Genomic DNA, 20,488 nt, shown 5'->3' on the forward strand with positions numbered 1-20,488 from the left:
CTAAGCCTACTCTTCCCGCCGGTTGAACTCGGTTTGGGCCGCGCCCACGCCGTCGCGTACCACGGATAGCACGGCGTCGGCGGCCCGGCCGACGATCGCGGAAACCTCCGGCGCCTCGCTCTTGGTGAAGGCCTCGAGCACGAAATCGACGGGGTCCTTTCGACCCATCGGCCGGCCGATGCCGATGCGCACGCGGACGAAATCGCCGCCGATCGCGGGCACGATCGACCGCAGCCCGTTGTGACCGGCCGTTCCCCCGCCGAGCTTTACCCGCACGACGCCGAACGGCAGATCCAGCTCGTCGTGAACGACGATCACGTCGCCGAGCGGCACCTTGTAGAAGTTCATCAGCGACGCGATCGAACGTCCGCTGAGGTTCATGAAGGTCTGCGGCTTGGCGAGGACGAGACGGTGGTCGCCGTCGCGGCTATCGGCAACGAGCGCCGAGTGCTTCCGCGAGCGTTTGAGCTTTCCCGCGCCGAGCCGCTCGGCGAGCGCGTCGACGGTGAGGAAGCCGAGGTTGTGTCGGGTTCGGTCGTACTCGGGACCCGGGTTGCCGAGCCCGGCGACGAGATAAAGGCTCGACACGCGCGCGGGCGGGCGCTAGCCCTCTTCCTCTTCCTTCTTGGCCTCTTCGCCCTCGGCAGGAGCCGCCGCGCCCTCCTCGCCTTCCGGGACCTCGCCCTCCACACCCTCGACCGCCTCGGCCGCAGGAGCTTCCTCCTCGACCTTGAGGATCTGAGGCACGATGACGCCGAGAACCGCTTCCTCGGGAGGAGTCAGGATCGTGACGCCCTCGGGGATCGCGAGATCGGAAACGCGCAGCATGTCGCCGATAACCATCCTGGAGATGTCGGCGTCGAGCCGCTCGGGGACGTTGCCGGGCAGGCAGGCCAGACGGACGGACCAGATGTGGTGCTCGATCACGCCGCCCTCTTTCACGCCGGGCGACTCGCCGACGACGTGGACGGGAACGTCGACCTCGATCTCGACGTCGCGCGCGATCTTCAGGAAATCGACATGGAGGATCGTGCCGCGGACCGGGTCGCGCTGAAGCTCACGCGCGAGAGTGAGGTGGGTATCTCCCTCGACCTCGAGGTCGATGAGGACGTTGCGGCCGGCGTCGGTCTTGAACGCGCGAATGAGGGACATGCGATCGACCGCGACCGCGACCGGGTCCAGTCCCCGCCCGTACAGGACCGCCGGGACCTTTCCGACCGCCCGCAACTTCCGGGCAACGCCTTTTCCGGTCCCCTGACGAGCTTCCGCTTGGATGGTTACTTCCACGGCCGATCAACCTCCGGTCTTCGGTGAGCGGGCGGGATTCTACCAGCGGCGGGCCCGAGGCCTCTTTTCGGGTCCCGGCAGCCTCCCGTGTGGAAAACCTCACAGCCGAAGTGTGGCCTACACCACTGACGGTGACCGCAGTTATGCGCGATGCTGGCGCCGCAGCAAAGAGCGATCCCGCTCTCACCTGCGGGGGATGTACCGAGCCCGGGTCCCAGACACCCGGGCTCGATCCTTTCCTGTGTCCGAGTACCGCCTCGAGCTGTTCGCGAAGTATGCCTCGATCACGCTTTCTTGGACATGCTCAAGCATATGACTTACGATAATAAGTATGCGCACGACCTTGGACATCCCCGAGGAATTGATCGAGGAAGCTCGGCGCCTCCTTGGGTTCAAGTCGAAGACAGACACCATCATCGTGGCCCTCAGAGAGCTGCTCCGCAGGGATCGGATCGAGGAGCTGAAGGAGATGCTCGGCGCGGTGCGGTTGGACGTCGACGTCCCTCGGTCGCGAAGGCGTCCCCGCCGGTCGGCGTGATCTTCGTCGATACCTCGGTGTGGGTCGCGGCCCTGCGCACAGCGGCCGGCCCGGAAGCACGTCACCTTCGCGGCCTCCTCGATCATGAAGGAGTCGCCCTGCCCGTCGTCGTTCGGCTCGAGATCCTCGCCGGAGCCGGCGCCCGGGATCGCATCCGTCTACAGCGCGTCCTCTCTGCGCTGCCCGTGTATTTCCCGAGCGCGCAGACATGGGATCTGATCGAAGGCTGGATCGGAGACGCGTCGGACGCCGGGGAACGATTCGGCGTCACGGACCTTCTGGTCGCCGCGCTGGCGAGTGAGCAGAACGCGTCGCTGTGGTCGCTCGATCAGGACTTCGAGCGGATGTCACGACTCGGCTTCATCCGCGCGCACGTCCCGGCCGACCCGGGTCGAGACTAGTTCTCGCCCTGGAAGATCTCCGAGACGGATTCGTCGGAGAAGACCGCGCGGATGGTGTTGGCGATGACGGGAGCGATCGAGAGGACGGTGAGGTTGTCGAGGCGTTTCTCGGCGGGGATGGGAAGCGTGTTGGTGACGACGACTTCCTTGATGGGCGCGTTCTTGATCCGGTCGATCGCCGGGTCGGACAGGATGCCGTGGGTCGCGGCGGCGAAGACTTCCTCGGCGCCGGAGGCCATGAGCACCTCGGCGCCGCCGGTGATCGTGCCCGCCGTGTCGATCATGTCGTCCACGAGCACGCAGCGCTTCCCGGCTACTTCACCGACGACTTCGAGCGTCTCGGACACGTTGCGCTGATCGGGGCGGCGCCGCTTGTGCAAGAAGGCGACGGCGGCATGGAGGCGGCCGGCGAACTTCTCGGCCACGCGGACGCGGCCCGAGTCCGGCGACACGATCACGAGGTCGTCTCCGAACTTGTCGCCTAGGTAGTCGGCGAGCAGCGGCAGCGCCGTCAGATGGTCGACCGGCTTGTCGAAGAAACCCTGGATCTGCGAGGTGTGAAGGTCGACGGTGAGGACCCGATCCGCGCCGGCGACGGTGAGGATATCGGCGACGAGCCGGCTGGTGATCGGCTCGCGGCCGCGGGTCTTCTTGTCCTGGCGTGAGTACCCGTAGAACGGGATCACCGCGCTGATCCGCTTCGCCGACGCGCGCTTGGCGGCGTCGATCATGATCAGCTGCTCCATGATCTGCTTGTTGATCGGGTCCGAGTGGGTCTGGAAGACGAAGACGTCGGCACCGCGGACGTTCTCCTCGAAGCGGAAGTAGATCTCGCCGTTCGCGAAGTCCCCGATCTCGACTTCCGCGCACGTGATGCCGAGGTGGGTGGCGATCTCCTGCGCGAGCTCGGAACTCGAGCGGCCGGCCGCGAACACCATCCGCTTCTTCGTCGAGATCTCCAGACCGCTCACTTCCGGCGTCCCCCCTTGCTGGTCTTCGGTTTCGGCTTGGGCTTGCGTTTGCGGATCGTGCGCGCCGGAGCGCCCAGCGCGACCCCTCCCGGCGGGATGTCGCGGCTGACGACCGAGGCGGCTCCGGTCACGGCACCCTTCCCCACGGTGACGGGCGCCACGAGCATCGTATCGCTTCCGATGAGGACGTCGTCCTCGATGACCGTCCTTGATTTCTTCCCGGTCTCGCCGTCGTAGTTACACGTGATCGTGCCCGCGCCGATATTCACGTTCTTCCCGATCTCGGCGTCGCCGATGTAGGAGAGGTGGGGCACCTTGCTGCCTTGCCCGATGCGGCTCTTCTTGACCTCGACGTAGGTTCCCGCCTTGGACCCTTCTTCGAGCACGGCGCCCGGCCGCAGATACGCGAACGGGCCGACCTGCGCGCCGGCACCGACCTCGGCCTCCTTCGCGACGGCGTTGAGGATCGTCGCGCGATCACCGACGGTCGTGTCGACCAGTCGTACGTTCGGGCCGATCTCCGCGCCTTCGCCGATCGAGGTTTTCCCATGGAGATGCGTCATCGGGTGGAGCACCGTGTCACGGCCGATCGTGACGCCGACGTCGACGAACGTCGTCGCCGGATCGATGATGGTCACCCCGTCGAGCATGTGCCGGACGTTGATCCGCCGGCGCATGAGCGCGGCGATGTCGGCGAGCTCGACCCGGGAATTCGCACCCAAAGCTTCCGTGGCGTCTTGCGCTGTGTAGGCCTCGACGGCCTCGCCCTTTTCTTTGAGCACCACCACCACATCGGTCAGGTAGAACTCGTGCTGCGCGTTGGTCCGATCGATCTTCGTGAGGGCGGCCCGCAGCGCGGCGCGGTCGAAGACCCAGACGCTGGTGTTGACCTCTTTCGTCTTGCGCTCGGTCGCATCGGCGTCGGCATGTTCGACGATCCGTTCGACGGAGCCCTCTCGCCCCCGGATGATCCGGCCGTAGCCCGACGGGTCCTCGAGCTCGGCGGTGAGGAGGGTGGCTGCCGCGCCGGTCGCGCGGTGGTGGTCGACGAGCTGCTGGAGCGTTTCGGTAGTGAGGAGCGGCGAGTCGCCGGGCAGGATCAGAACGTCGCCGGAGAACTTGCCGAGCGCATCGTCCCCTACGCGCGCGGCGTCGGCGGTGCCGAGCTGGCGCTCCTGAGCGGCGAACGCGAGCTTCTTCTTGGTCGTCGCCTTCGCGGCCCGCGTCACCTCGTCGGCACCGCGCCCGACCACGACGACGGTGCGGCCCAGCGCGAGCGGCTCGAGCGCTTCCAAGACGTAGCCGAGCAGCGGTTTGCCGCAGAGCGCGTGGAGAACCTTCGGCGTCGAGGACTTGAATCGCTTGCCCTCGCCGGCGGCGAGGACGATCGCGGCGAGAGGACGGGGTCTGGGCATGCGGCTCAACCGGAGGGTTGCAACTCGTAGGCCGGAGAAGTCTCGAAGGGCGTGGACGGCGGGGTGGCTGGGGCGGCGCGGGTCGAACGCGCATTGCCGGAGCCAAAGTCCGGTGGCCTGCCTGTTGGCCGACGCCCCAAATCGTTCACGATTCCCTCGTACCAGCCAGAGATGCGTCTGTAGAGTTCTGTGCTGCTTCGGACCGTGATTGTAAGGCAGCCCACGTACCGAGGCCCCACGTTCTTCCGGACGGTGACCGGGTTATGTCGCTTGAGGGTTGGTCTGCGGAACTGCGAGTCTGGGATCTGTGTCGCTTCCCGCCAGTAGCGATCGGCTGCGAGGATGTCGGCGTTCTCGTGGATCTGGATGCGGAGGATGAGACGGCTCCGAGCCACGCCCACTAGATCCAGCCACCGAAGAAACAGGGTGATCATGGTCGTGTCCGAGTTCACGAAAACAACGCGTTCGGCCCGCTTCCAGGGTTTGGACTTCGAGCCCTCGGCCCAATAGGCGACGACTCCCGCTATGAACAGCTCGCGTTGACTCAGCTGTCCTATCGTCGATATCGACTCGCGGCGCGTGTGCTCAGCTCGAGCGATGCGTCGAGCCCGGAGACTCGCGGCTCGCTTCGCGCCTCCCCTCGCCTTCTGCTGGATGAGAAGCTCTCGCTGTTCGTCCGTCAGTGGAACCTCACGAAGCCACAGCGAAAGCGAGCTTCGAGCAACCGATAGCATCTTCTCGATCTCGCGATACGAACGTCCTTCCCGTCTCAACGCAATTGCTTGCTCGCGCAGGTCGTCCTTTGCTCGTGGACGCCTGGTCCATTCCGGCGCGGGGATGTCCTTGATCCAGTACGTAAGCCCTCCGCTGTTTCGTACCCCCAATTCTCGGGCGATCTAGTGCGCGCGACCAGCCAGCCGTTCGCAACTCTCTCGCGCGGGCGCGTTTCGCGGCGTGATCGGTACAAGTCATATGGAAAGCATAGGTGGTGGGTGTGACATTATCGGCGGCAGGAAACCTCATGAAACCTAGCGCTTTTCAGTGCTCGACGATCCTGATCCCGCGGTCGAGCGATCGAGCGACCCAGACGCGATCGATGGTCGAGCGAACATGGCCGGCGATCTCTTCCGCGTGCGTCTCGTCGCGCGCAAGGCCGCACCAGGCCGAGCCGCTTCCGCTCATCACAACGCCCAGCGCTCCCGCGCCGAGCAGGGCGTCGCGAACGGAACCGAGCGACGGGAGCAGCGACATCGCGGCGGGCTCGAGATCGTTCCGCAGGGAAGCACCCACACGCTCGACGTCGCCCCTCGCGAGCGCATCGGCCAAGGCGGAAGGATCGCTTTCCAAGCCGGAGGATCCGAGCGAATCGAAGCGGGCGTAGACATCGGCCGTCGAAAGCGGCTCGGGCGGCATCGCGATCACCCACCACAGCTCGGAGCGAACCACGAGCGGCGCGAGCGCCTCACCGGCTCCGCGGACGACGCCCGCGCCTCCGCCCACACAGAACGGCACGTCCGCCCCGATGCCGGCGCCGATCTTCTCCAGCGCCTTCCGCGATATGCCGCATCTCCACAGCTCGTTCAGACCGATGAGCGTGGCCGCCGCATCGGACGAGCCACCCCCGAGCCCGGCACCCGACGGGATCTGTTTCGTGAGCGCGATCGACGCGCCGCCCGAGCGGCCGGCCGCCGCGACGAACGCCCGGACCGCCCGTACCACCAAGTTCGACTCGTCCTCGGGCGCCGCGCCGGGCGGGGTGACGTCCAGCGACACGATCTCCGCCGGCCGGAGTGAGATCTCGTCGAGCAAGGACACGGACTGCATCACCGACTCGAGGTCGTGGAGGCCGTCCGGCCTCCGGCCCAGAACGGCGAGATAGAGGTTGATCTTCGCCGGTGCCGTCAGCTTCATCGGCTCGACCCGCTGCGGCCCGAATCGGTGCGGACGGGGACGCGCAGCACGCGGGCGATCGCGGCGAACTCCTCGAGGCCGAGCCGCTCGGCTCGCTCTCCCCCACCGACGCCGGCCGTCGAGAGCGCCTCCTCGACCCGCTCGGCGGCGATGCCGGCTCCCTTGAGCGCGTTGCGGATCGTCTTGCGCCGCGTCGCGAACCCCGCCTCGATCACGCCGAAGATCCGGTCGCGCTGCCCGGCGACGGGAGCCCGCGCGCGACGCCGCAATCCGACGACCACGGAATCCACGTCCGGCTCGGGCAGAAAGACGCGTCGCGAGACCGGGAACAGGACGCGGGCCTCGGCGAGGTAGGCGACCTTCGCGGACACGGCGCCGTACGGATCCGAACCCGGCGTCGCCGCGAGACGCTCCCCCACTTCCCGCTGGACCATCACGACGAGCTCTGACACCTCAGGCTGCTCCTGAAGCAGCCGCAATACGAGAGGGGTCGCGATGTTGTACGGAAGGTTCGACACCACGCGCGTGGGACGACCTTCGAGCAGGCGATGGTAGTCGAGCTTCATCGCGTCGCCCCATGCAAGCTTCACGTCGGTTCCACCGACGACTTCGTCCAGGGCGTATGTCAGTCCGCGGTCGTGCTCGACGGCCACGACGCGGGCGCCCGCCTCCACCAGACCGACCGTCAGGGAGCCGAGCCCGGCGCCGATCTCGAGGATCTGCTCTCCGCGGCGCGGTGCCGCGGCGGTCACGATCTTGCGGATGGTGTTGGGGTCTACCAGGAAGTGCTGCCCGAGCGACACGCGCGGGCTCAGCCCGTGTCGGGAGAGTAGGTCGCGGGTCTCGCGGCGCCCGAGCGGGGGCATCGCGCGAGTCTATCCGAGCCGCCTACCAGCGGATACGGACCGGGATGACCCCTTCCCCCAGGGGCGCGAGCTGGGCGAACGCGTCCTTGGAGAGATCGATGATCCGGCCGTCTCCGTACGGCCCCCGGTCGCGGATCGTGACGGTGACCGTCCGCCCGTTCTCGAGGTTGGTTACCCGAACCACCGTGCCGAACGGCAAGGTCCGATGCGCCGCCGTCATGCTCGGGGCCCCGTACCAGGTCCCTTTGCCGCTCTGGGTGCCCTTGGTACAGATGCATTTCGGCCCGGTGCCGACCGCGACGATCTTGGGGACGGGCTTACGGATCACCTTGGTGCTCATGACCTTACGGGTCACGGCCTTCCCGTCCTTGTAGGTCACCTGATAGGTGACGAGTCGCGAGCCGTTGCGCCCGGACTGACGGAGCTTGCGCTGCCCGCTCTCCATCGTCGGGTCGTTCCGGAGCAGCGTCGGATACGGGATGCCGCGCGACGCCGTTTCCGTCCGCGTCCCGACGCGCATGACCCGAACGACCATCCCAGCCACCGGAGCCGCGTCCATCGTCGGCCAGACCTCGTCCCTACCGATGAGCGCGACGCCGAGCTCGCTCAACACGTCCCGGATGCTCGCCGCGTTGGTGATCACGGTTTCCGTGACGCCGTCGTGAACGATCCGGATCCCAACGGCTGCGCGATACACCAACACCATGCCGGCCGTGACGCGCGCCGAACGCGCGGTGCCGACGAAGTCGGCGATCGACGAACCGAGATGTAGTTCCTTGATCACTTCCTGGACGGTGCGAGCCGTCACGATGACTTGCCGCGGCTCTCCGTTCAGCAGCAATGTGATCGGCTTCGCGCGACGCACGACGATGACGAGGCCTTCACGGATGCTCGTCGTCAACGACGGCGTTACGACATCTTGATCTCCGAGTGTGACGTGAGCCCGATCGAGCGCCTCCGCGACCGTCCCGGCGAAGGTTCGCATCCTGATCGACTCATCTTCGACGCGCACCGTTACGTGTTTCTCGAGCGCTCCGTAAGCGACTGCGGAGACACTCAGGACCGCGACAACGGCGGCCTGCGCGATCTTCGCGCGCACGTGTTTCCTCCTCGCTAGGGGACAGGGGCCGGCCCGGATGCTCCAGGGGGAAGACCGGGGGAAGTGGGGAAGGCTTGCTTGGCGACCCTAGCAGCAATGCCACGGGGCTCCAAAACCCCACGTAAACAGGTCAAACCGACGGAATCTTACCCCTGAACCGGGCGAATAAACCGGGTTTCAGACGCTACGAGTGGGCATCGTGGCCGAGGAGAGGTCATTCCCAGCCGAAGAGCCGTGCGGCGTTGTCGCCGGTCGCGCGGATCACCTCTTCGACGTCGATCGATCTCACCCGCGCGATCTCTTCGACAACGAAGCGCACGTACGCGGGTTCGTTCGGCTTGCCGCGATGCGGTTGCGGCGTGAGGAACGGAGCGTCGGTCTCGACGACGATCCGATCGAGCGGTGTGACCGTTGCAGCTGCGCGCAGATCCGCCGCGTTGCGGAACGTGACGGTCCCGGAGAACGAGAGCACCGCGCCGATCGCGACCGCGCGGCGCGCATTCGCAGCATCGCCCGACCAACAATGGAATACCGTGCGCTCCGGCATCCCTTCCGCCTCGAGGATCGCGAACGTATCGTCCCACGCATCACGCGTGTGGATGACGAGCGCCTTGCCGGCGCGCTTCGCGAGTGCGATCTGCTCGACGAACGACGCTCGCTGTTGATCGCGCGGCGAGTTGTCGTAGTGATAGTCGAGGCCTGCTTCGCCGACGGCGGCGACACGCGGGTGCGATGCCAGTTCCTCGAGCCGGACCATCAAAGCGTCGGTGCGATCCTTGGCGTCGTGCGGATGCAGTCCGATGGTCGCCCATAGCTCGGGATGGTCGTCGGCCGCGCGCACCGCCCACTCGCTCGAGGCGAGATCCACGCCGATCGTGACGGCGCGCTCGACACCGGCCTCGCGCATCCGAGCGAGGGCGCCCTCGACGTCGAGCATGTCGAGATGGCAGTGGGTGTCGACGAGCATCTACTCGGTGTCGGCGATGCGCGGGAAAAGGGCGTCGCCCTTCGAAACCCGGGTCCCCGGAGCCAGGCGCCCCCAGCCGGCCGCCTCTTCGAGCCGGTTACCGGAAAGCGGCTCCTTGATCCCCAGTTGCTCCCAGAGCCGCTCACAAGCCATCGGCATCACCGGCCACAGAAGCAGAGCAAGCACGCGCAACGCCTCGGCGGCCGACCAGAGGACGGTGCCGAGCTGAGCCCTCTGAGCTGGGTCTTTAGCCATCTTCCATGGGGCGGTCGCGACGATGAAGCCGTTGGCCTCTCGGACGATGCCGAACGCGGCGTCGATGGCCTCGTGGAAGGCGAAGCCCTCCATCGCCTCGAGGTATGAGGGGAGAGCATCGGAGACGGAGCGCTCGAGCCCCTCCTGGCCGGCGGCGGGGCCCGGCTCGGGCACCACCCCGTCGAAGTAGGAGACGATCATCGAAAGCACGCGGCTCGCGAGGTTGCCCAACCCGTTCGCCAGATCGGCGTTGTAGCGAGCAACCATCGACTCCCACGAGAAGTTCCCGTCCTGCCCGAACGCGATCTCGCGAAGGAAGTAGTAGCGGTAGGCGTCGACGCCGAACGCGTCGAGCAGCTGGTCGGGATGGATCCCGGTCAGCTTCGTCTTCGACATCTTCTCGCCGCGCACCAGCAGCCACCCGTGCGCGAACACCGTGCGCGGAGGCTCCTCGCCGGCTGCGTGGAGCATCGCCGGCCAGATCACCGCGTGGAAGCGGAGGATGTCCTTGCCGATCAGGTGCGTGCCCGGCCAGAAGGTCTTGAAGAGCTCACCGTCCGGGTACCCAAGAGCGGTGATGTAGTTCTGGAGCGCTTCGATCCAGACGTAGATCACGTGCTTCGGATCCCAGGGCACGGGGATGCCCCATTCGAGCGACGGCCGTGAGACCGAGATGTCTTGCAATCCGCCGCGAACGTGGCCGATCACCTCGTTGAGGCGCGCCTCGGGACGCACCGCCGGCGGCGTTCGAGCGTAGTAATCGCCGAGCAGCCAGTCGGCTTGCTTCGACAGCCGGAAGAAGTAGTTCTCCTCCTTCAGCCGCTCGACGGGAGTACCGTGGATCGGACAGTTGCCGTCGACGAGCTCCGCCTCCGCGTAGAATTGCTCGCAGGCGACGCAGTACGGGCCCTCATACTCGCCGGCGTAGATCTCGCCCGAATCGTAGAGGTGTTGAAGGAACGCTTTCACGGGGCCCTCGTGCCGCTCCTCCGTGGTTCGGATGAAGTCGTCGTTCGAGATCTGGAGACGCGACCACACCTTCCTCCACGGCTCGATCATCGAGTCGGTCCACGCCCGAGGGTCCATCGAATGCTCGCGAGCCGCCTGCTCCACCTTCTGGCCGTGCTCGTCGGTTCCCGTGAGGAAATGCGTCCGATCGCCTTTCAGGCGATGGAATCGAGCGGCGACGTCGGCCGCGACGGTCGTGTACGCGTGGCCGATGTGCGGCAGGTCGTTGACGTAGTAGATCGATGTGGTGATGTAGAAGTCGCTCATTTGTGGGGGCAGTGTATCCCGGGCGATAATCCGGCTCCACGCCATTCAGCAGGGGGACGTTGTGCGGGCTACCGGTGTGAGCCGGAAGGTTGATGACCTCGGCAGGATCGTTCTCCCGGCGGAGATCAGGCGGTCGTTCGACATCCGTGAAGGCGATCACGTCGACATCGGCATCGACGACAACAAGATCATCCTTTCGAAGCAGCTCAACACCTGCACGTTCTGCGGGGGCGGGGAGGCGTTGCGGCAGTTCCGCAACCATCCGGTCTGCGCGTCCTGCCTCTCGGAGCTGAAGCGCTTCTAGATCTCTTCGTCGAGCGCGGTCTGGTACACGACCTTCTTCGCGATCCCGAGCTCCGCGGCGACCGCCGCGATCGCCTCCTTCTTCGAGGTCCCCGCGCCCATCAGCTCCCGGAGCCGCGAAGCGATGTCGGCCGGAGTGGCGTCCGGGGAACGCGGCTCTGCGCCCGCGACCACGACCGTGATCTCTCCTCGAAGGCCGTCGGCCCGCTCGGCAAGCTCGGGCAGCGTTCCTCGCACGACCTCCTCGTACATCTTCGTCAGCTCCCTGGCGAGTGCGACCTTACGCGCGCCGAGCACCTCGCTCATGTCCCGCAGCGTCTGGGCTATCCGGTGCGGCGCTTCGAAGAACACGAGCGTCCGCTCCTCGGTCGCCAGCCGCTCCAAGCGACGTCGGCGCTCGCCTTTGGTCCGGGGCAGGAACCCTTCGAACACGAAACGCGCCGTCGGCAGGCCCGATAGGACGAGGGCCGCTACCGCGGCGGTCGGGCCCGGCACGACCTCGACGCGCAGGCCGGCGTCGATGCACGCGGCGATCAGCCGCTGCCCTGGGTCCGAAAGTCCGGGCGTCCCGGCGTCGGTGACCAGAGTGACCCGCTCGCCTTTCGCCACGCGGTGGACGAGCCCGGGCGTTCGCTCGCGCTCGTTCCGCGCGTGATAGGAGACGAGCCGGGCGCGTGAGGTGACGCGAGAAAGGAGCTTACGGGTTACCCGCGTGTCCTCGCAGGCGATGACGTCGGCTTCGGTCAGCGCGCGGGCGGCGCGCGGAGAGAGATCGTCGAGGTTCCCGATCGGCGTGGCGACGACGCGGAGCAGACCGGCCATCTACTCGCCCGGCGCGCAGGTCCCGCGGGAGGGGTGCATACCTTCTTATACTTGAGCGGCCGGAGCGTCTGGAGGCGTCTCCGGTACCCGGATGACAGCCGACGTCGAGATCGTTCATCCCGCGCCCGGCTCGGTCCGGCGAGCCGGCCACGCGGCGCTCCGTCTCGCGAACGCGACCCTCGCCGGATGGCGGCTCCCGGTCCTCATTACTCTGGCCGCGGCCGCGGTCCGTTTCGTTCGGCTCGACCATCCGCCGACGATCGTCCCGCTGGACGAGACCTACTACGCGCCGAACTCGTACGGCTACCTCTGTCACGGCGCCGACATGGGCTTCAAGGAAACCTCGGTGCCCCCCAGCTGCGACGCTCTCGAGCCCGTCTTCGTCGTCCATCCGCCCGCGGCGAAGCTGCTCATGGCGATCGGGATCCGGATATTCGGCTACGACGCCTTCGGGTGGCGCTCGGCGTCGGCGCTCTTCGGCTCGCTGTCGGTTCTCGTGATCTATCTGATCGCGCTGCGGCTGTGGAACTCGCGCTGGCTCGCGGCCGCCGCGGCCGTGCTCCTGGGTGTCGAAGGATTGCAGCTGGTCCAGTCGAGGCTGGCCATGCTCGACATCTTCATGTCGTTCTTCATCCTCCTGGGCGTCTGGCTGTTGCTCGAGGATCGAGCGCGAGCTCCGGGGCGGGCCGGGCCGCGCTGGTGGCGCCTGGCGTCGGGTATCGCGTTCGGGCTCGCGGTTTCTTCGAAGTGGTCGGCCGCCCCGTTGCTGCCTGTTGCATTCGCCGTGGGCCTCGCATGGGAGGTCGTGCGGCTGCGCCCCGCGCCCACGCCGACGCCCGAGGCCCTACCCGCCGAGGATGAAGCCGAGGCGTTACCGATCGAAGGGGGAGAAGCGGGCGTTTCCCAGCCGATGCCGCGCCGGCCCCGGCGTGACTCGCTCCTGTTCCAGGCCGCGGCGCTCGCGGTGACGTTCGGGTTGCTGCCGGTGCTCGTCTACATCGGGACGTACACCCCGTGGTTCCTGTCGACCAAGCGATACATCCCGCCGCTCTGTCACAACACGCTGAGCCAGGAGCTCCCCGCAACCGCTCCGTTGCCGAGCGGGGGCCGGGTCGTCGCGACACCACAGCCTGGGATCGTCCGCGTCGAACGTTCGGTCCCGAAAGCGGGCATGGACCTCTGGTTGTGCAACCAGAGAGAGATCTTCAACTACCACAAGAACCTCAAGTCGACCAACGCCGACGGCAAACCGATCCATCCCTACATGTCGAAGGCGTGGAGCTGGCCGTGGATCTCGCGCCCGGCCGCGCACTACTACACGGCGATCTGCGTGCCGAGCGGCGCGCCGCAACCGTGCCCCGCCGGCGAGATCGCGCAGAACGAGGAGATCCTCGGGCTTCCCAATCCGCTGATCTGGTTGGTTGGGTTCTTCCTCGCGCTCCCGCTCTGCGCGTGGTGGATGGTGGTCCGGCGCGACGACGTGGCGGCATTGCTGCTCGTGCTGTTCCTGCCGCTGGTCTTACCGTGGTTCCTGACGACGCGGCCGCTGTTCATGTTCTACATGACGCCCGCGGTGCCGCTGCTCGTTCTGATGCTCGTGCACGTGATGAAGGTCTGGCGACTTCGCCTCACCGCGGTCGCGTTCGTGGCGCTCGCCGTCGGCGCGTTCATCTACTTCTATCCGGTGCTGGCCGCCTACCCGTTGCCGCCGCAAGGGATCTTCGGCTGGGAGAGCCGCATCTGGTTCGGCCACGTCCTCAAAGGCGACTGCACGGCCGAGGGCATCAAGCTGCTCTGCTGGATCTAACCGGGCTGGCCCTTCTTGCGGCGCACGCGCGCGGCGGTCTCCTTGGCTTTCCGCTTGGCCATGTCGAGCATGCGGCGGGCCCACATGTATTCGGTTCCGAGGACCGCGAGGCCCGCGATGATGATGAGCATCCCGGGCCCGGGAAGAACGAGGAGCACCATCCCGCCGAGGACCAGCACGAAACCGATTATCGTGATCGCAACGCGTTTGGAGTTGCGTCCGACCCAGCGGATCATCCCTCGCGCGGTCGCCACCCGGCCCCCTTCGAATCCGTTGCAGGAGGATACCAGCCACCCCGGACATCCCGGGAGGGGAATGCGTACACTTCGCGCCGATGAACATCCAGGGGAAAGGCGCGCTGGTCACCGGGGGAGCATCGGGTCTCGGCCGGGCGACCGCCGAAGCGCTTCACGCAGCCGGCGCGGGGGTCGTGATCATGGACCTCCCCCATTCTCAAGGCGAGGCGTTCGCGAAGGAGCTCGGCGACCGAGCGCGCTTCGCACCCACGGACGTCACCGATACCGAGCAGGTGACCGCCGCGGTCGCGACGGCCGTCGCGGCATTCGGAGGGGTGCACATCGTGGTGAATTGCGCGGGCATCGGGTGGGCGCAGCGGACCGTCGACCGCACCGGCCCGCACGACCTGGGCGCCTTCGAGACGGTGGTTCGCATCAACCTGGTCGGAACGTTCAACGTGATCCGCCTCGCCGCCGCGCAGATCGTCCAACAGGAACCCGACGGCGAGGAGCGGGGTGTGATCGTCAACACCGCGAGCGCCGCGGCGTTCGACGGCCAGATCGGCCAAGCCGCGTACGCGTCCTCGAAAGGTGGGGTCGTGTCGATGACCTTGGTCGTTGCGCGCGATCTCGCCGCGCGACTGATCCGCTGCTGCACGATCGCGCCGGGGACCTTCGACACGCCGATGCTTGCGATGCTTCCGGACGAGCAGCGACAAGCCCTCGCCGCACAGATCCCGCACCCCAGCCGCCTCGGAAAGCCGTCCGAGTTCGCGGCGCTCGTTCGTCACATCGTGGAGAACCCGGTCCTGAACGGGGAAACGATCCGGCTCGACGGGGCGTTGCGGATGCCCCCGAGGTGAGCCCCGCGAAGCGCGCGGCAACAGACACGCGCGCACGTACGAACGCAAAGAGAAACAACCCGAAACGAACGAGCGCACGAACCAAGCATGTACGAACGCACAAACCCCCCGGAGCGCGGGTTGCTAACATCGGCAAGCAGATGCCTGCTCCGAGCAAGCGTGCTCGCAGGCCCCGGTTGTTGCGCACGACGCCGCTGGCCCTCGCTTCGCGACTCCTCGATCTTGGAACCGCTCACCGTAAGGTCCTCGAGCGCCTCGCACAGCGCGGCACGATCACGATCCTGTTCACCGACATCGCGAACTTCACCGCGGCGACCGAGTCGGGAGGGGAGCGCGCTGCGATGGGCCTCCTCGACACGCACGACGCGACGGTCATCCCGGCGATCGCACGGAACCGCGGCCGGGTCGTGAAGAACGTCGGCGATGGGATCATGGCGGCGTTCCGCGATCCGTCGGACGCGGTCGCGGCGGCCGCGGCGATCATCGAGCGCACGGCCGGCGACCGTCGGCCGCTGGCGCTGCGGATCGGCCTCGACACCGGTCGTCCCACCCGACGGGGAGAGGACTACATCGGGCACACGGTTAACCTCGCGGCGCGGCTCGTGAAGCGTGCGCGGCCGGGGGAGGCGCTGGTGACGGACGCCGTTTACAAGGCCGCGAAGGAGACGGACGGCGTCGTGTGGCGCGAGCGCGGCCGACCCGCTCTCAAAGGCGTGAAGAAGCCGCCGGCGACCTGGCGCCTCAGCGTGACGCGCTCACGGAAAGCGTCGTAGCCTCGCCGCTCGGCGCGGATACACGCTCCGGGTTCATGTCGCGGATCGCCGATGACAGCCAGATGGTTGCGGCCGCAGCAACGTAGGCCGATCCGACGACGATCACGTTGATCCTCAGGCTCACGTGGTCGAGGACGAAACCCCCGACCAGCACGCCCAATGGCATCGCCATCCACGCGACCCCACCGAGCGCGCTGAGGACGCGCCCCCGCAAGCCGATGGGGATCCGCTCGTAAGCCACCGTGTCGATCAGCGGATTGACCGGCCCCGACGCGGTGCCGGCGAGGAAGGCGAACACCATCAGGACCCCGAGCGACGGGAACATCGCCAGCGCGGGATACTTGATCGTGAACGCGAGGAAACACCACCCGAAGAGACGGTGGCGGACGAACCTCCTCCCGATCCTCGCGTAGAGGATCGCCCCGAACATCGAACCCGCGCCGAACGCGCCGATCACCGCTCCCAGGCTCACGGCGGTGCCGTACACCCGGGCCGCATAGACGATCAGCAGTACCGAGGTCCATGCGTCGAGGAAATTCGTCGCGACGAGCAACTTCGCGATCGCCGCGAGCGGGCGGTCACGCCGGAGGAACGCGAACCCTTCCTTGATCTCCCCGAGATAACGCGAGCCGGGGACCCGGGACGGCCGCGCATGGCTCGGCACGGCCAGCAGCACTACCAGGGCCGATACCGCGAACGTGGCCGCGTCGATCCACAGGACGGCGATCGGCCCGCCGAGCGCGATCAGAACGCCCGCGAGCGGAGCCCCGGCGAGGCGTGAGCCACGTTCAACCGTCGCCGTGACGCCGGTCGCACGCTCGAGGGGCCAGCCGGCGCGATCCGCGAGCGTCGGGACGAGCGCGGATCGAGCGCTCATCCCCGGCGTGTCGAGCAGCGCGCCGAAGAAGACCAACGCGACGAGCGCCGGGAACGAGAGATGTCCGATCGAGTGCAACAGCGGGATCATCGCGACGGTCGCGCCGCTCATCACGTCGGCCAAGATGCTCATCCGCTTCGAGCCGAGCCGGTCGACGAGCGCGCCTCCCAGGAAGCTCGCGAGCACGACCGGCAGGAAGCTGAAGAACGCGACGGTACCCGTCTTCGACGCGCTGCCGGTGGTCTGCAGAACGAACCACGGGATCGCCGTGAGCGCCATCACGTTCCCGGTCAGAGACACGCCGTTCGCGACATAGAGAGCCGCGAGCGGGCGCGAGGAAGACTTCGCCGACGTTTCGAGGGTCATGCCGAACCCCGTCCTCCGGGGAATGCGTACAGGATCACGTCCGCGCTTCCGGCACCTGGGGTCGGCTCACGCCGGCGCCACCGCTCGATGACCTCCCACATCTCGGAGGTCATCTGTTTCAGTTCGGCGGGCGTGAGGGTGAGGCGTACGTCGCTCATCTCCGACGCAGCGAGCCATTCCTCGTCCCAGTTATGCGCATGCTCGTAGAACTGCTCGATGCGAGCCACGTGCCGCCGGAAGATCTCGCGCTGCAGGACGGCGACGGCGTCGAGACGCTCCGGGGTGTCGAGGAAATCCGTCATCGACCACGAGGTGAAATCGTGCGAGGCCTTCCACCAGGTCTCGCGCCGGTCTTTCGCTAGCTCGGGGGCTTGCTCGATGAAGCCGTGCTCGGCGAGTTGGCGGAGGTGATAGCTGACCAGCGGGATGGCCTCGTCGACCGCAGAGGCGAGCGTCGTTACGGTGGCGGGCCCATCCGTCCGGAGCGCTCCCAGAAGCCGCAGGCGGAGCGGATGCGCGAGTGCCCTCAGGGTACGAGGGTCGTCGAGCTTCTTTACCTTGGCCGCGTCCATACCGGGCACGATATTATAAGAGTTAATATTGCGCAAGTAATGTTAAACAGGCTCTGAGCAGGTAGGATCCCAACGACCATGGGCGTTACCTCGGAGCCTACGGACCGACTGAGCAGCGGCGTTCGCGTCGGGCACTGGACGGCAGCCTCCGGCGCGGGCGGCTGCACCGTCGTCCTTCCGCCGCCGGGGAACGTCTCGTCCTGCGACATCCGCGGATCGTCGCCGGGCTCACGTGAGCTCGCGACGCTCGACCCCGAACGCCAACGCACCGAGGTCCACGGGATCCTGCTCACCGGCGGCTCTGCGTTCGGTCTCGCGGCCGCCGACGGCGTGATGCGATGGCTCGAGGAGCACGAGATCGGATTCAAGACGCCGATCGCCACGATCCCCATCGTGCCCGCGGCGGTGATCTTCGACCTGTCTGCCGGCGATCCCGCGTCGCGGCCGGGGCCCGACGCTGGTTACGCGGCGTGCGAGGAAGCCATCGAGCAGCCGGTCGCCACCGGGCTGGTCGGTGCCGGCACCGGCGCGACCGTCGGCAAGTGGGCAGGGCGGGAGTTCTTCGCGCCGGGCGGCCTGGGCATCGCGGCCGCGCGCGAGGGGGAGCTCGAGGTGCGCGCGCTGGCGGTCGTGAATCCGTTCGGGGACGTGGTCGGAGAGGACGGCGCGGTTCTCGCAGGGTCGTCGGCGCCGGATCCGCAGATGAGGCCTCCACCGGCAGATCCGCGCGTGGGCTGGAACACGGTGCTCGCGGTGGTGACGACCGTCGCGACGCTCGGACGTGGAGATGTTCGGTTCCTTGCGTCTCGCACGTCGGACGGGATCACGCAAGCGATCCGGCCGGCGCACACGCGCTACGATGGCGACATCGCGTTCGCGGTGGCGATCCCGCCGGCCGAGGACGGCGCCACAGCGGCGGACCTCGACGTTCTGGCTCTGCTCGCGACCACCGCCACCGCCGCGGCGATCCGCGCCGCCGTCGCGTCCTGAACGCGCTTACTCGACGAACTTGTAGCCGAGCCCGCGCACCGTGACGATGTGACTCGGCTTGTGCGGGTCGCCCTCTACCTTTTCGCGCACGCGCTTGACGTGAACGTCGAGCGTCTTCGCGTCGCCGAAGTAGTCGGGCCCCCAGATCTCCTCGAGCAAGAACTGGCGGGTGACCAACCGGCCCTTGCGGAGCAGCAGCAGGTGCAACAGCGCGAACTCCTTCGGCGGGAGCGGAACCAGGTCCCCGCGCACACGAACCTCGTGTCGCTCAGGATCGAGCACCACCGGCCCGCCGGTCACCACCTCTCCGTTCGCATCGGGCATCGCCATGCCGGCGCGCCGCAGCTGCGCCCGGACGCGCGACACAAGCTCGCGCATCGAGAACGGCTTCGTGACGTAATCGTCGGCGCCGAGCTCGAGCCCTGCCACCTTGTCGGCCTCGGCGTCTTTCGCGGTGAGCATGATGATCGGGACCGTCGACTCCTCGCGGATGAGCTTGCAGAGATCCAGACCGGACATCTCCGGGAGCATGAGGTCGAGGACGACGAGGCTTGGGCGCTCGGTGCGGAAGCGTTCGAGCCCGGCGTTGCCGTCCTGCGCGACCGTGACCCGAAAGCCTTCCCGCTCGAGGTTGTACCGAACCGATTCCGCCAAGGATGCTTCGTCCTCGACGAGGAGGATCATCCCGCTCCTTCGACTTCCGGGTGGGATGCGTCGGTGAACTCGCGGAACTGACCGGTGATCAAGAAGGCGACCTGTTCGGCGATGTCGACCGCGTGGTCACCGATCCGCTCCAGCTGACGTGAGACGACCATCATCCGGATCGCCCACTCGAGCATCTGCGGATCCCACGCGCACGACGCCACTTCCCGATACATGCCCCTGTTCAGGCGATCGACGGGGTCGTCCATCTCGGGCAGCTTGAGGGCGAGCTCGATGTCGCGGCGCGCGAGCGCGTCCATGGATGCCCGGAGCATCTGCCGGGCGATGTCGCCCATCTCGGTGAGGTGGGACAGGATCGTTTGGTTCACGGGCAGGCCGTGGACCACCTTGACGATCTTGGCGACGTTGACCGCCATGTCGCCGACCCGTTCCAGGTGCACGTTCGTGTGGAGGATCGCGGAGATCAGCCGCAGGTCGACCGCGACGGGCGTCTGAAGGGCGAGGAGCTCGAGCGTTCGCCGCTCCACCGCCATGTAGCGGTCGTCGAGATCGTCGTCTGAGGCGATCACGAGGTCAGCGGCGGCGAGGTCGTCGTGGGTCAACGATTCCATCGCTGCGGCGAGCATGCGCTCCCCCACCTCGCCCATCCCGAGCACATCGAGCTCGAGGCCATCGAGCTCTTCGTGGAAGTGCCGCTTCGCCGGCTCCGCCATCAACCGAACCTTCCGGTGATGTACGCCTCGGTCCGTGGATCGGATGGGCGCGTGAAGATCAGTTCAGTCCGATCGAACTCGACGAGCACGCCGGTACGCATGTTGCCGTCCTCCGAGGTCTCTGCGGTGAGGAAGGCCGTCATGTCCGAAGTCCTGGCGGCTTGCTGCATGTTGTGGGTGACGATCACGATCGAGTACTGGCTCCGCAGCTCGCGCATGAGATCCTCGATCTTTGCCGTCGCGATCGGGTCGAGGGCGGAGCAGGGCTCGTCCATCAGGATGACGTCCGGGTTGACTGCGATGGCGCGCGCGATGCACAGCCGCTGCTGCTGACCTCCGGAAAGTGCGTACGCGTTCTTCTTGAGATCTCTACGCACCTCGTCCCACAAGGCTGCCTGCTTGAGTGCCCCTTCGACGCGGTCCCCGATGTCTTCATTGACGCCGTTGACCCTCAGGCCGAAAGCCACGTTGTCGAAGATCGACTTCGGGAATGGATTGGGCTTCTGGAACACCATGCC

23 protein-coding genes and 1 tRNA gene are annotated in these 20,488 nt (G+C 67.1%); 7 read left to right on the forward strand and 17 right to left on the reverse strand.

Annotated features, from left to right (window positions below; translation table 11 throughout):
* Positions 1–6 precede the first annotated feature (6 nt).
* Together pth and WEB06_05415 are read right to left on the reverse strand one after the other, a co-directional pair.
* A complete protein-coding gene (pth, locus tag WEB06_05410; protein ID MEX2555051.1) occupies positions 7–588 on the reverse strand; it encodes an aminoacyl-tRNA hydrolase in 582 nt (193 codons plus the stop codon).
* 15 nt (positions 589–603) lie between these two features.
* Positions 604–1,287 (reverse strand): 50S ribosomal protein L25, encoded by a 684-nt coding sequence (locus WEB06_05415; GenBank protein ID MEX2555052.1) that lies wholly within the window; start codon positions 1,285–1,287, stop codon positions 604–606.
* Positions 1,288–1,618: 331 nt separating this feature from the next.
* Here WEB06_05415 and WEB06_05420 point away from each other — a divergent pair, with 331 nt between their 5' ends.
* Both WEB06_05420 and WEB06_05425 read left to right on the forward strand, forming a co-directional pair.
* On the forward strand, positions 1,619–1,825 hold the full coding sequence (locus WEB06_05420) for a type II toxin-antitoxin system VapB family antitoxin (GenBank protein ID MEX2555053.1): 207 nt from the start codon (positions 1,619–1,621) through the stop codon (positions 1,823–1,825).
* Positions 1,822–2,226 (forward strand): PIN domain-containing protein, encoded by a 405-nt coding sequence (locus WEB06_05425; protein ID MEX2555054.1) that lies wholly within the window; start codon positions 1,822–1,824, stop codon positions 2,224–2,226. Before WEB06_05420 ends, WEB06_05425 begins: the two co-directional genes overlap by 4 nt.
* On the opposite strand, the gene WEB06_05430 is transcribed toward WEB06_05425, so the two are convergent.
* The 8 genes from WEB06_05430 to metG form a co-directional block, all read right to left on the reverse strand.
* Positions 2,223–3,197, reverse strand: coding sequence for a ribose-phosphate diphosphokinase (locus WEB06_05430; GenBank protein ID MEX2555055.1), 975 nt, complete (start codon positions 3,195–3,197; stop codon positions 2,223–2,225). The two genes, WEB06_05425 and WEB06_05430, sit on opposite strands and share 4 nt — an antisense overlap.
* Positions 3,194–4,612, reverse strand: a complete 1,419-nt coding sequence (gene glmU / locus WEB06_05435; protein MEX2555056.1) for a bifunctional UDP-N-acetylglucosamine diphosphorylase/glucosamine-1-phosphate N-acetyltransferase GlmU — start codon at positions 4,610–4,612, stop codon at positions 3,194–3,196. Before glmU ends, WEB06_05430 begins: the two co-directional genes overlap by 4 nt.
* Before the next feature lie 64 nt (positions 4,613–4,676).
* A tRNA-Gln gene (locus tag WEB06_05440) sits at positions 4,677–4,751 on the reverse strand.
* A gap of 899 nt (positions 4,752–5,650) precedes the next feature.
* Positions 5,651–6,523 carry a 4-(cytidine 5'-diphospho)-2-C-methyl-D-erythritol kinase gene (locus tag WEB06_05445; protein MEX2555057.1) on the reverse strand — a complete coding sequence of 291 codons (873 nt, stop codon included), beginning with the start codon at positions 6,521–6,523 and terminating at the stop codon, positions 5,651–5,653.
* Entirely contained in the window at positions 6,520–7,389 is an 870-nt protein-coding gene (rsmA, locus tag WEB06_05450; GenBank protein ID MEX2555058.1) for a 16S rRNA (adenine(1518)-N(6)/adenine(1519)-N(6))-dimethyltransferase RsmA, read from the reverse strand. Before rsmA ends, WEB06_05445 begins: the two co-directional genes overlap by 4 nt.
* Before the next feature lie 22 nt (positions 7,390–7,411).
* Positions 7,412–8,488, reverse strand: a complete 1,077-nt coding sequence (locus tag WEB06_05455; protein MEX2555059.1) for a septal ring lytic transglycosylase RlpA family protein — start codon at positions 8,486–8,488, stop codon at positions 7,412–7,414.
* A 214-nt stretch (positions 8,489–8,702) separates the two neighbouring features.
* Positions 8,703–9,455 carry a TatD family hydrolase gene (locus tag WEB06_05460; protein MEX2555060.1) on the reverse strand — a complete coding sequence of 251 codons (753 nt, stop codon included), beginning with the start codon at positions 9,453–9,455 and terminating at the stop codon, positions 8,703–8,705.
* Positions 9,456–10,985, reverse strand: a complete 1,530-nt coding sequence (metG, locus tag WEB06_05465) for a methionine--tRNA ligase (protein ID MEX2555061.1) — start codon at positions 10,983–10,985, stop codon at positions 9,456–9,458.
* 76 nt (positions 10,986–11,061) lie between these two features.
* Between metG and WEB06_05470 the strand changes: the two genes are divergently transcribed.
* Positions 11,062–11,289: an AbrB/MazE/SpoVT family DNA-binding domain-containing protein gene (locus tag WEB06_05470; protein ID MEX2555062.1), complete on the forward strand. Its 228-nt coding sequence runs from the start codon at positions 11,062–11,064 to the stop codon at positions 11,287–11,289.
* Here WEB06_05470 and rsmI read toward each other — a convergent pair.
* Positions 11,286–12,110 carry a 16S rRNA (cytidine(1402)-2'-O)-methyltransferase gene (rsmI, locus tag WEB06_05475; protein MEX2555063.1) on the reverse strand — a complete coding sequence of 275 codons (825 nt, stop codon included), beginning with the start codon at positions 12,108–12,110 and terminating at the stop codon, positions 11,286–11,288. The two genes, WEB06_05470 and rsmI, sit on opposite strands and share 4 nt — an antisense overlap.
* A 91-nt stretch (positions 12,111–12,201) precedes the next feature.
* Here rsmI and WEB06_05480 point away from each other — a divergent pair, with 91 nt between their 5' ends.
* On the forward strand, positions 12,202–13,917 hold the full coding sequence (locus WEB06_05480) for a phospholipid carrier-dependent glycosyltransferase (protein MEX2555064.1): 1,716 nt from the start codon (positions 12,202–12,204) through the stop codon (positions 13,915–13,917).
* Here WEB06_05480 and WEB06_05485 read toward each other — a convergent pair.
* Positions 13,914–14,171, reverse strand: a complete 258-nt coding sequence (locus WEB06_05485) for a PGPGW domain-containing protein (protein ID MEX2555065.1) — start codon at positions 14,169–14,171, stop codon at positions 13,914–13,916. The two genes, WEB06_05480 and WEB06_05485, sit on opposite strands and share 4 nt — an antisense overlap.
* An 80-nt stretch (positions 14,172–14,251) precedes the next feature.
* Between WEB06_05485 and WEB06_05490 the strand changes: the two genes are divergently transcribed.
* Positions 14,252–15,016 (forward strand): 3-hydroxyacyl-CoA dehydrogenase, encoded by a 765-nt coding sequence (locus tag WEB06_05490; GenBank protein MEX2555066.1) that lies wholly within the window; start codon positions 14,252–14,254, stop codon positions 15,014–15,016.
* Between the two features lie 176 nt (positions 15,017–15,192).
* Positions 15,193–15,789 carry an adenylate/guanylate cyclase domain-containing protein gene (locus tag WEB06_05495; protein ID MEX2555067.1) on the forward strand — a complete coding sequence of 199 codons (597 nt, stop codon included), beginning with the start codon at positions 15,193–15,195 and terminating at the stop codon, positions 15,787–15,789.
* Here the strand turns inward: WEB06_05495 and WEB06_05500 are convergent.
* Entirely contained in the window at positions 15,758–17,032 is a 1,275-nt protein-coding gene (locus WEB06_05500; protein ID MEX2555068.1) for an MFS transporter, read from the reverse strand. The genes WEB06_05495 and WEB06_05500 overlap by 32 nt on opposite strands.
* Entirely contained in the window at positions 17,029–17,604 is a 576-nt protein-coding gene (locus WEB06_05505) for a helix-turn-helix domain-containing protein (protein ID MEX2555069.1), read from the reverse strand. Before WEB06_05505 ends, WEB06_05500 begins: the two co-directional genes overlap by 4 nt.
* Before the next feature lie 78 nt (positions 17,605–17,682).
* Between WEB06_05505 and WEB06_05510 the strand changes: the two genes are divergently transcribed.
* On the forward strand, positions 17,683–18,594 hold the full coding sequence (locus WEB06_05510) for a P1 family peptidase (GenBank protein MEX2555070.1): 912 nt from the start codon (positions 17,683–17,685) through the stop codon (positions 18,592–18,594).
* A 6-nt stretch (positions 18,595–18,600) separates the two neighbouring features.
* Here WEB06_05510 and WEB06_05515 read toward each other — a convergent pair whose 3' ends face one another.
* The 3 genes from WEB06_05515 to WEB06_05525 all read right to left on the reverse strand — a co-directional run.
* Positions 18,601–19,278 (reverse strand): response regulator transcription factor, encoded by a 678-nt coding sequence (locus tag WEB06_05515; protein MEX2555071.1) that lies wholly within the window; start codon positions 19,276–19,278, stop codon positions 18,601–18,603.
* The gene (gene phoU / locus WEB06_05520; GenBank protein ID MEX2555072.1) at positions 19,275–19,970 is read right to left on the reverse strand and encodes a phosphate signaling complex protein PhoU; all 696 of its coding nucleotides are present in this window, start codon (positions 19,968–19,970) and stop codon (positions 19,275–19,277) included. The genes WEB06_05515 and phoU overlap by 4 nt, the downstream gene beginning before the upstream one ends.
* On the reverse strand, positions 19,970–20,488 hold a 519-nt coding region (locus tag WEB06_05525), incomplete at its 5' end, for a phosphate ABC transporter ATP-binding protein (GenBank protein ID MEX2555073.1). The genes phoU and WEB06_05525, both read right to left, overlap by 1 nt.

The organism is Actinomycetota bacterium (genome assembly GCA_040905475.1).
GTDB lineage: Bacteria > Actinomycetota > AC-67 > AC-67 > AC-67 > DATFGK01.

What these genes read in the sequence shown, in the direction of transcription:
- WEB06_05420 (MEX2555053.1), top strand. Translation starts at nt 1,619, where the DNA reads ATGCGCACGACCTTGGACATCCCCGAGGAATTGATCGAGGAAGCTCGG.
- glmU (MEX2555056.1), bottom strand. Translation starts at nt 4,612, where the DNA reads ATGCCCAGACCCCGTCCTCTCGCCGCGATCGTCCTCGCCGCCGGCGAG.
- WEB06_05445 (MEX2555057.1), bottom strand. Translation starts at nt 6,523, where the DNA reads ATGAAGCTGACGGCACCGGCGAAGATCAACCTCTATCTCGCCGTTCTG.
- rsmA (MEX2555058.1), bottom strand. Translation starts at nt 7,389, where the DNA reads ATGCCCCCGCTCGGGCGCCGCGAGACCCGCGACCTACTCTCCCGACAC.
- WEB06_05460 (MEX2555060.1), bottom strand. Translation starts at nt 9,455, where the DNA reads ATGCTCGTCGACACCCACTGCCATCTCGACATGCTCGACGTCGAGGGC.
- metG (MEX2555061.1), bottom strand. Translation starts at nt 10,985, where the DNA reads ATGAGCGACTTCTACATCACCACATCGATCTACTACGTCAACGACCTG.
- rsmI (MEX2555063.1), bottom strand. Translation starts at nt 12,110, where the DNA reads ATGGCCGGTCTGCTCCGCGTCGTCGCCACGCCGATCGGGAACCTCGAC.
- WEB06_05480 (MEX2555064.1), top strand. Translation starts at nt 12,202, where the DNA reads ATGACAGCCGACGTCGAGATCGTTCATCCCGCGCCCGGCTCGGTCCGG.
- WEB06_05490 (MEX2555066.1), top strand. Translation starts at nt 14,252, where the DNA reads ATGAACATCCAGGGGAAAGGCGCGCTGGTCACCGGGGGAGCATCGGGT.
- WEB06_05500 (MEX2555068.1), bottom strand. Translation starts at nt 17,032, where the DNA reads ATGACCCTCGAAACGTCGGCGAAGTCTTCCTCGCGCCCGCTCGCGGCT.
- WEB06_05505 (MEX2555069.1), bottom strand. Translation starts at nt 17,604, where the DNA reads ATGGACGCGGCCAAGGTAAAGAAGCTCGACGACCCTCGTACCCTGAGG.
- WEB06_05510 (MEX2555070.1), top strand. Translation starts at nt 17,683, where the DNA reads ATGGGCGTTACCTCGGAGCCTACGGACCGACTGAGCAGCGGCGTTCGC.
- WEB06_05515 (MEX2555071.1), bottom strand. Translation starts at nt 19,278, where the DNA reads ATGATCCTCCTCGTCGAGGACGAAGCATCCTTGGCGGAATCGGTTCGG.
- phoU (MEX2555072.1), bottom strand. Translation starts at nt 19,970, where the DNA reads ATGGCGGAGCCGGCGAAGCGGCACTTCCACGAAGAGCTCGATGGCCTC.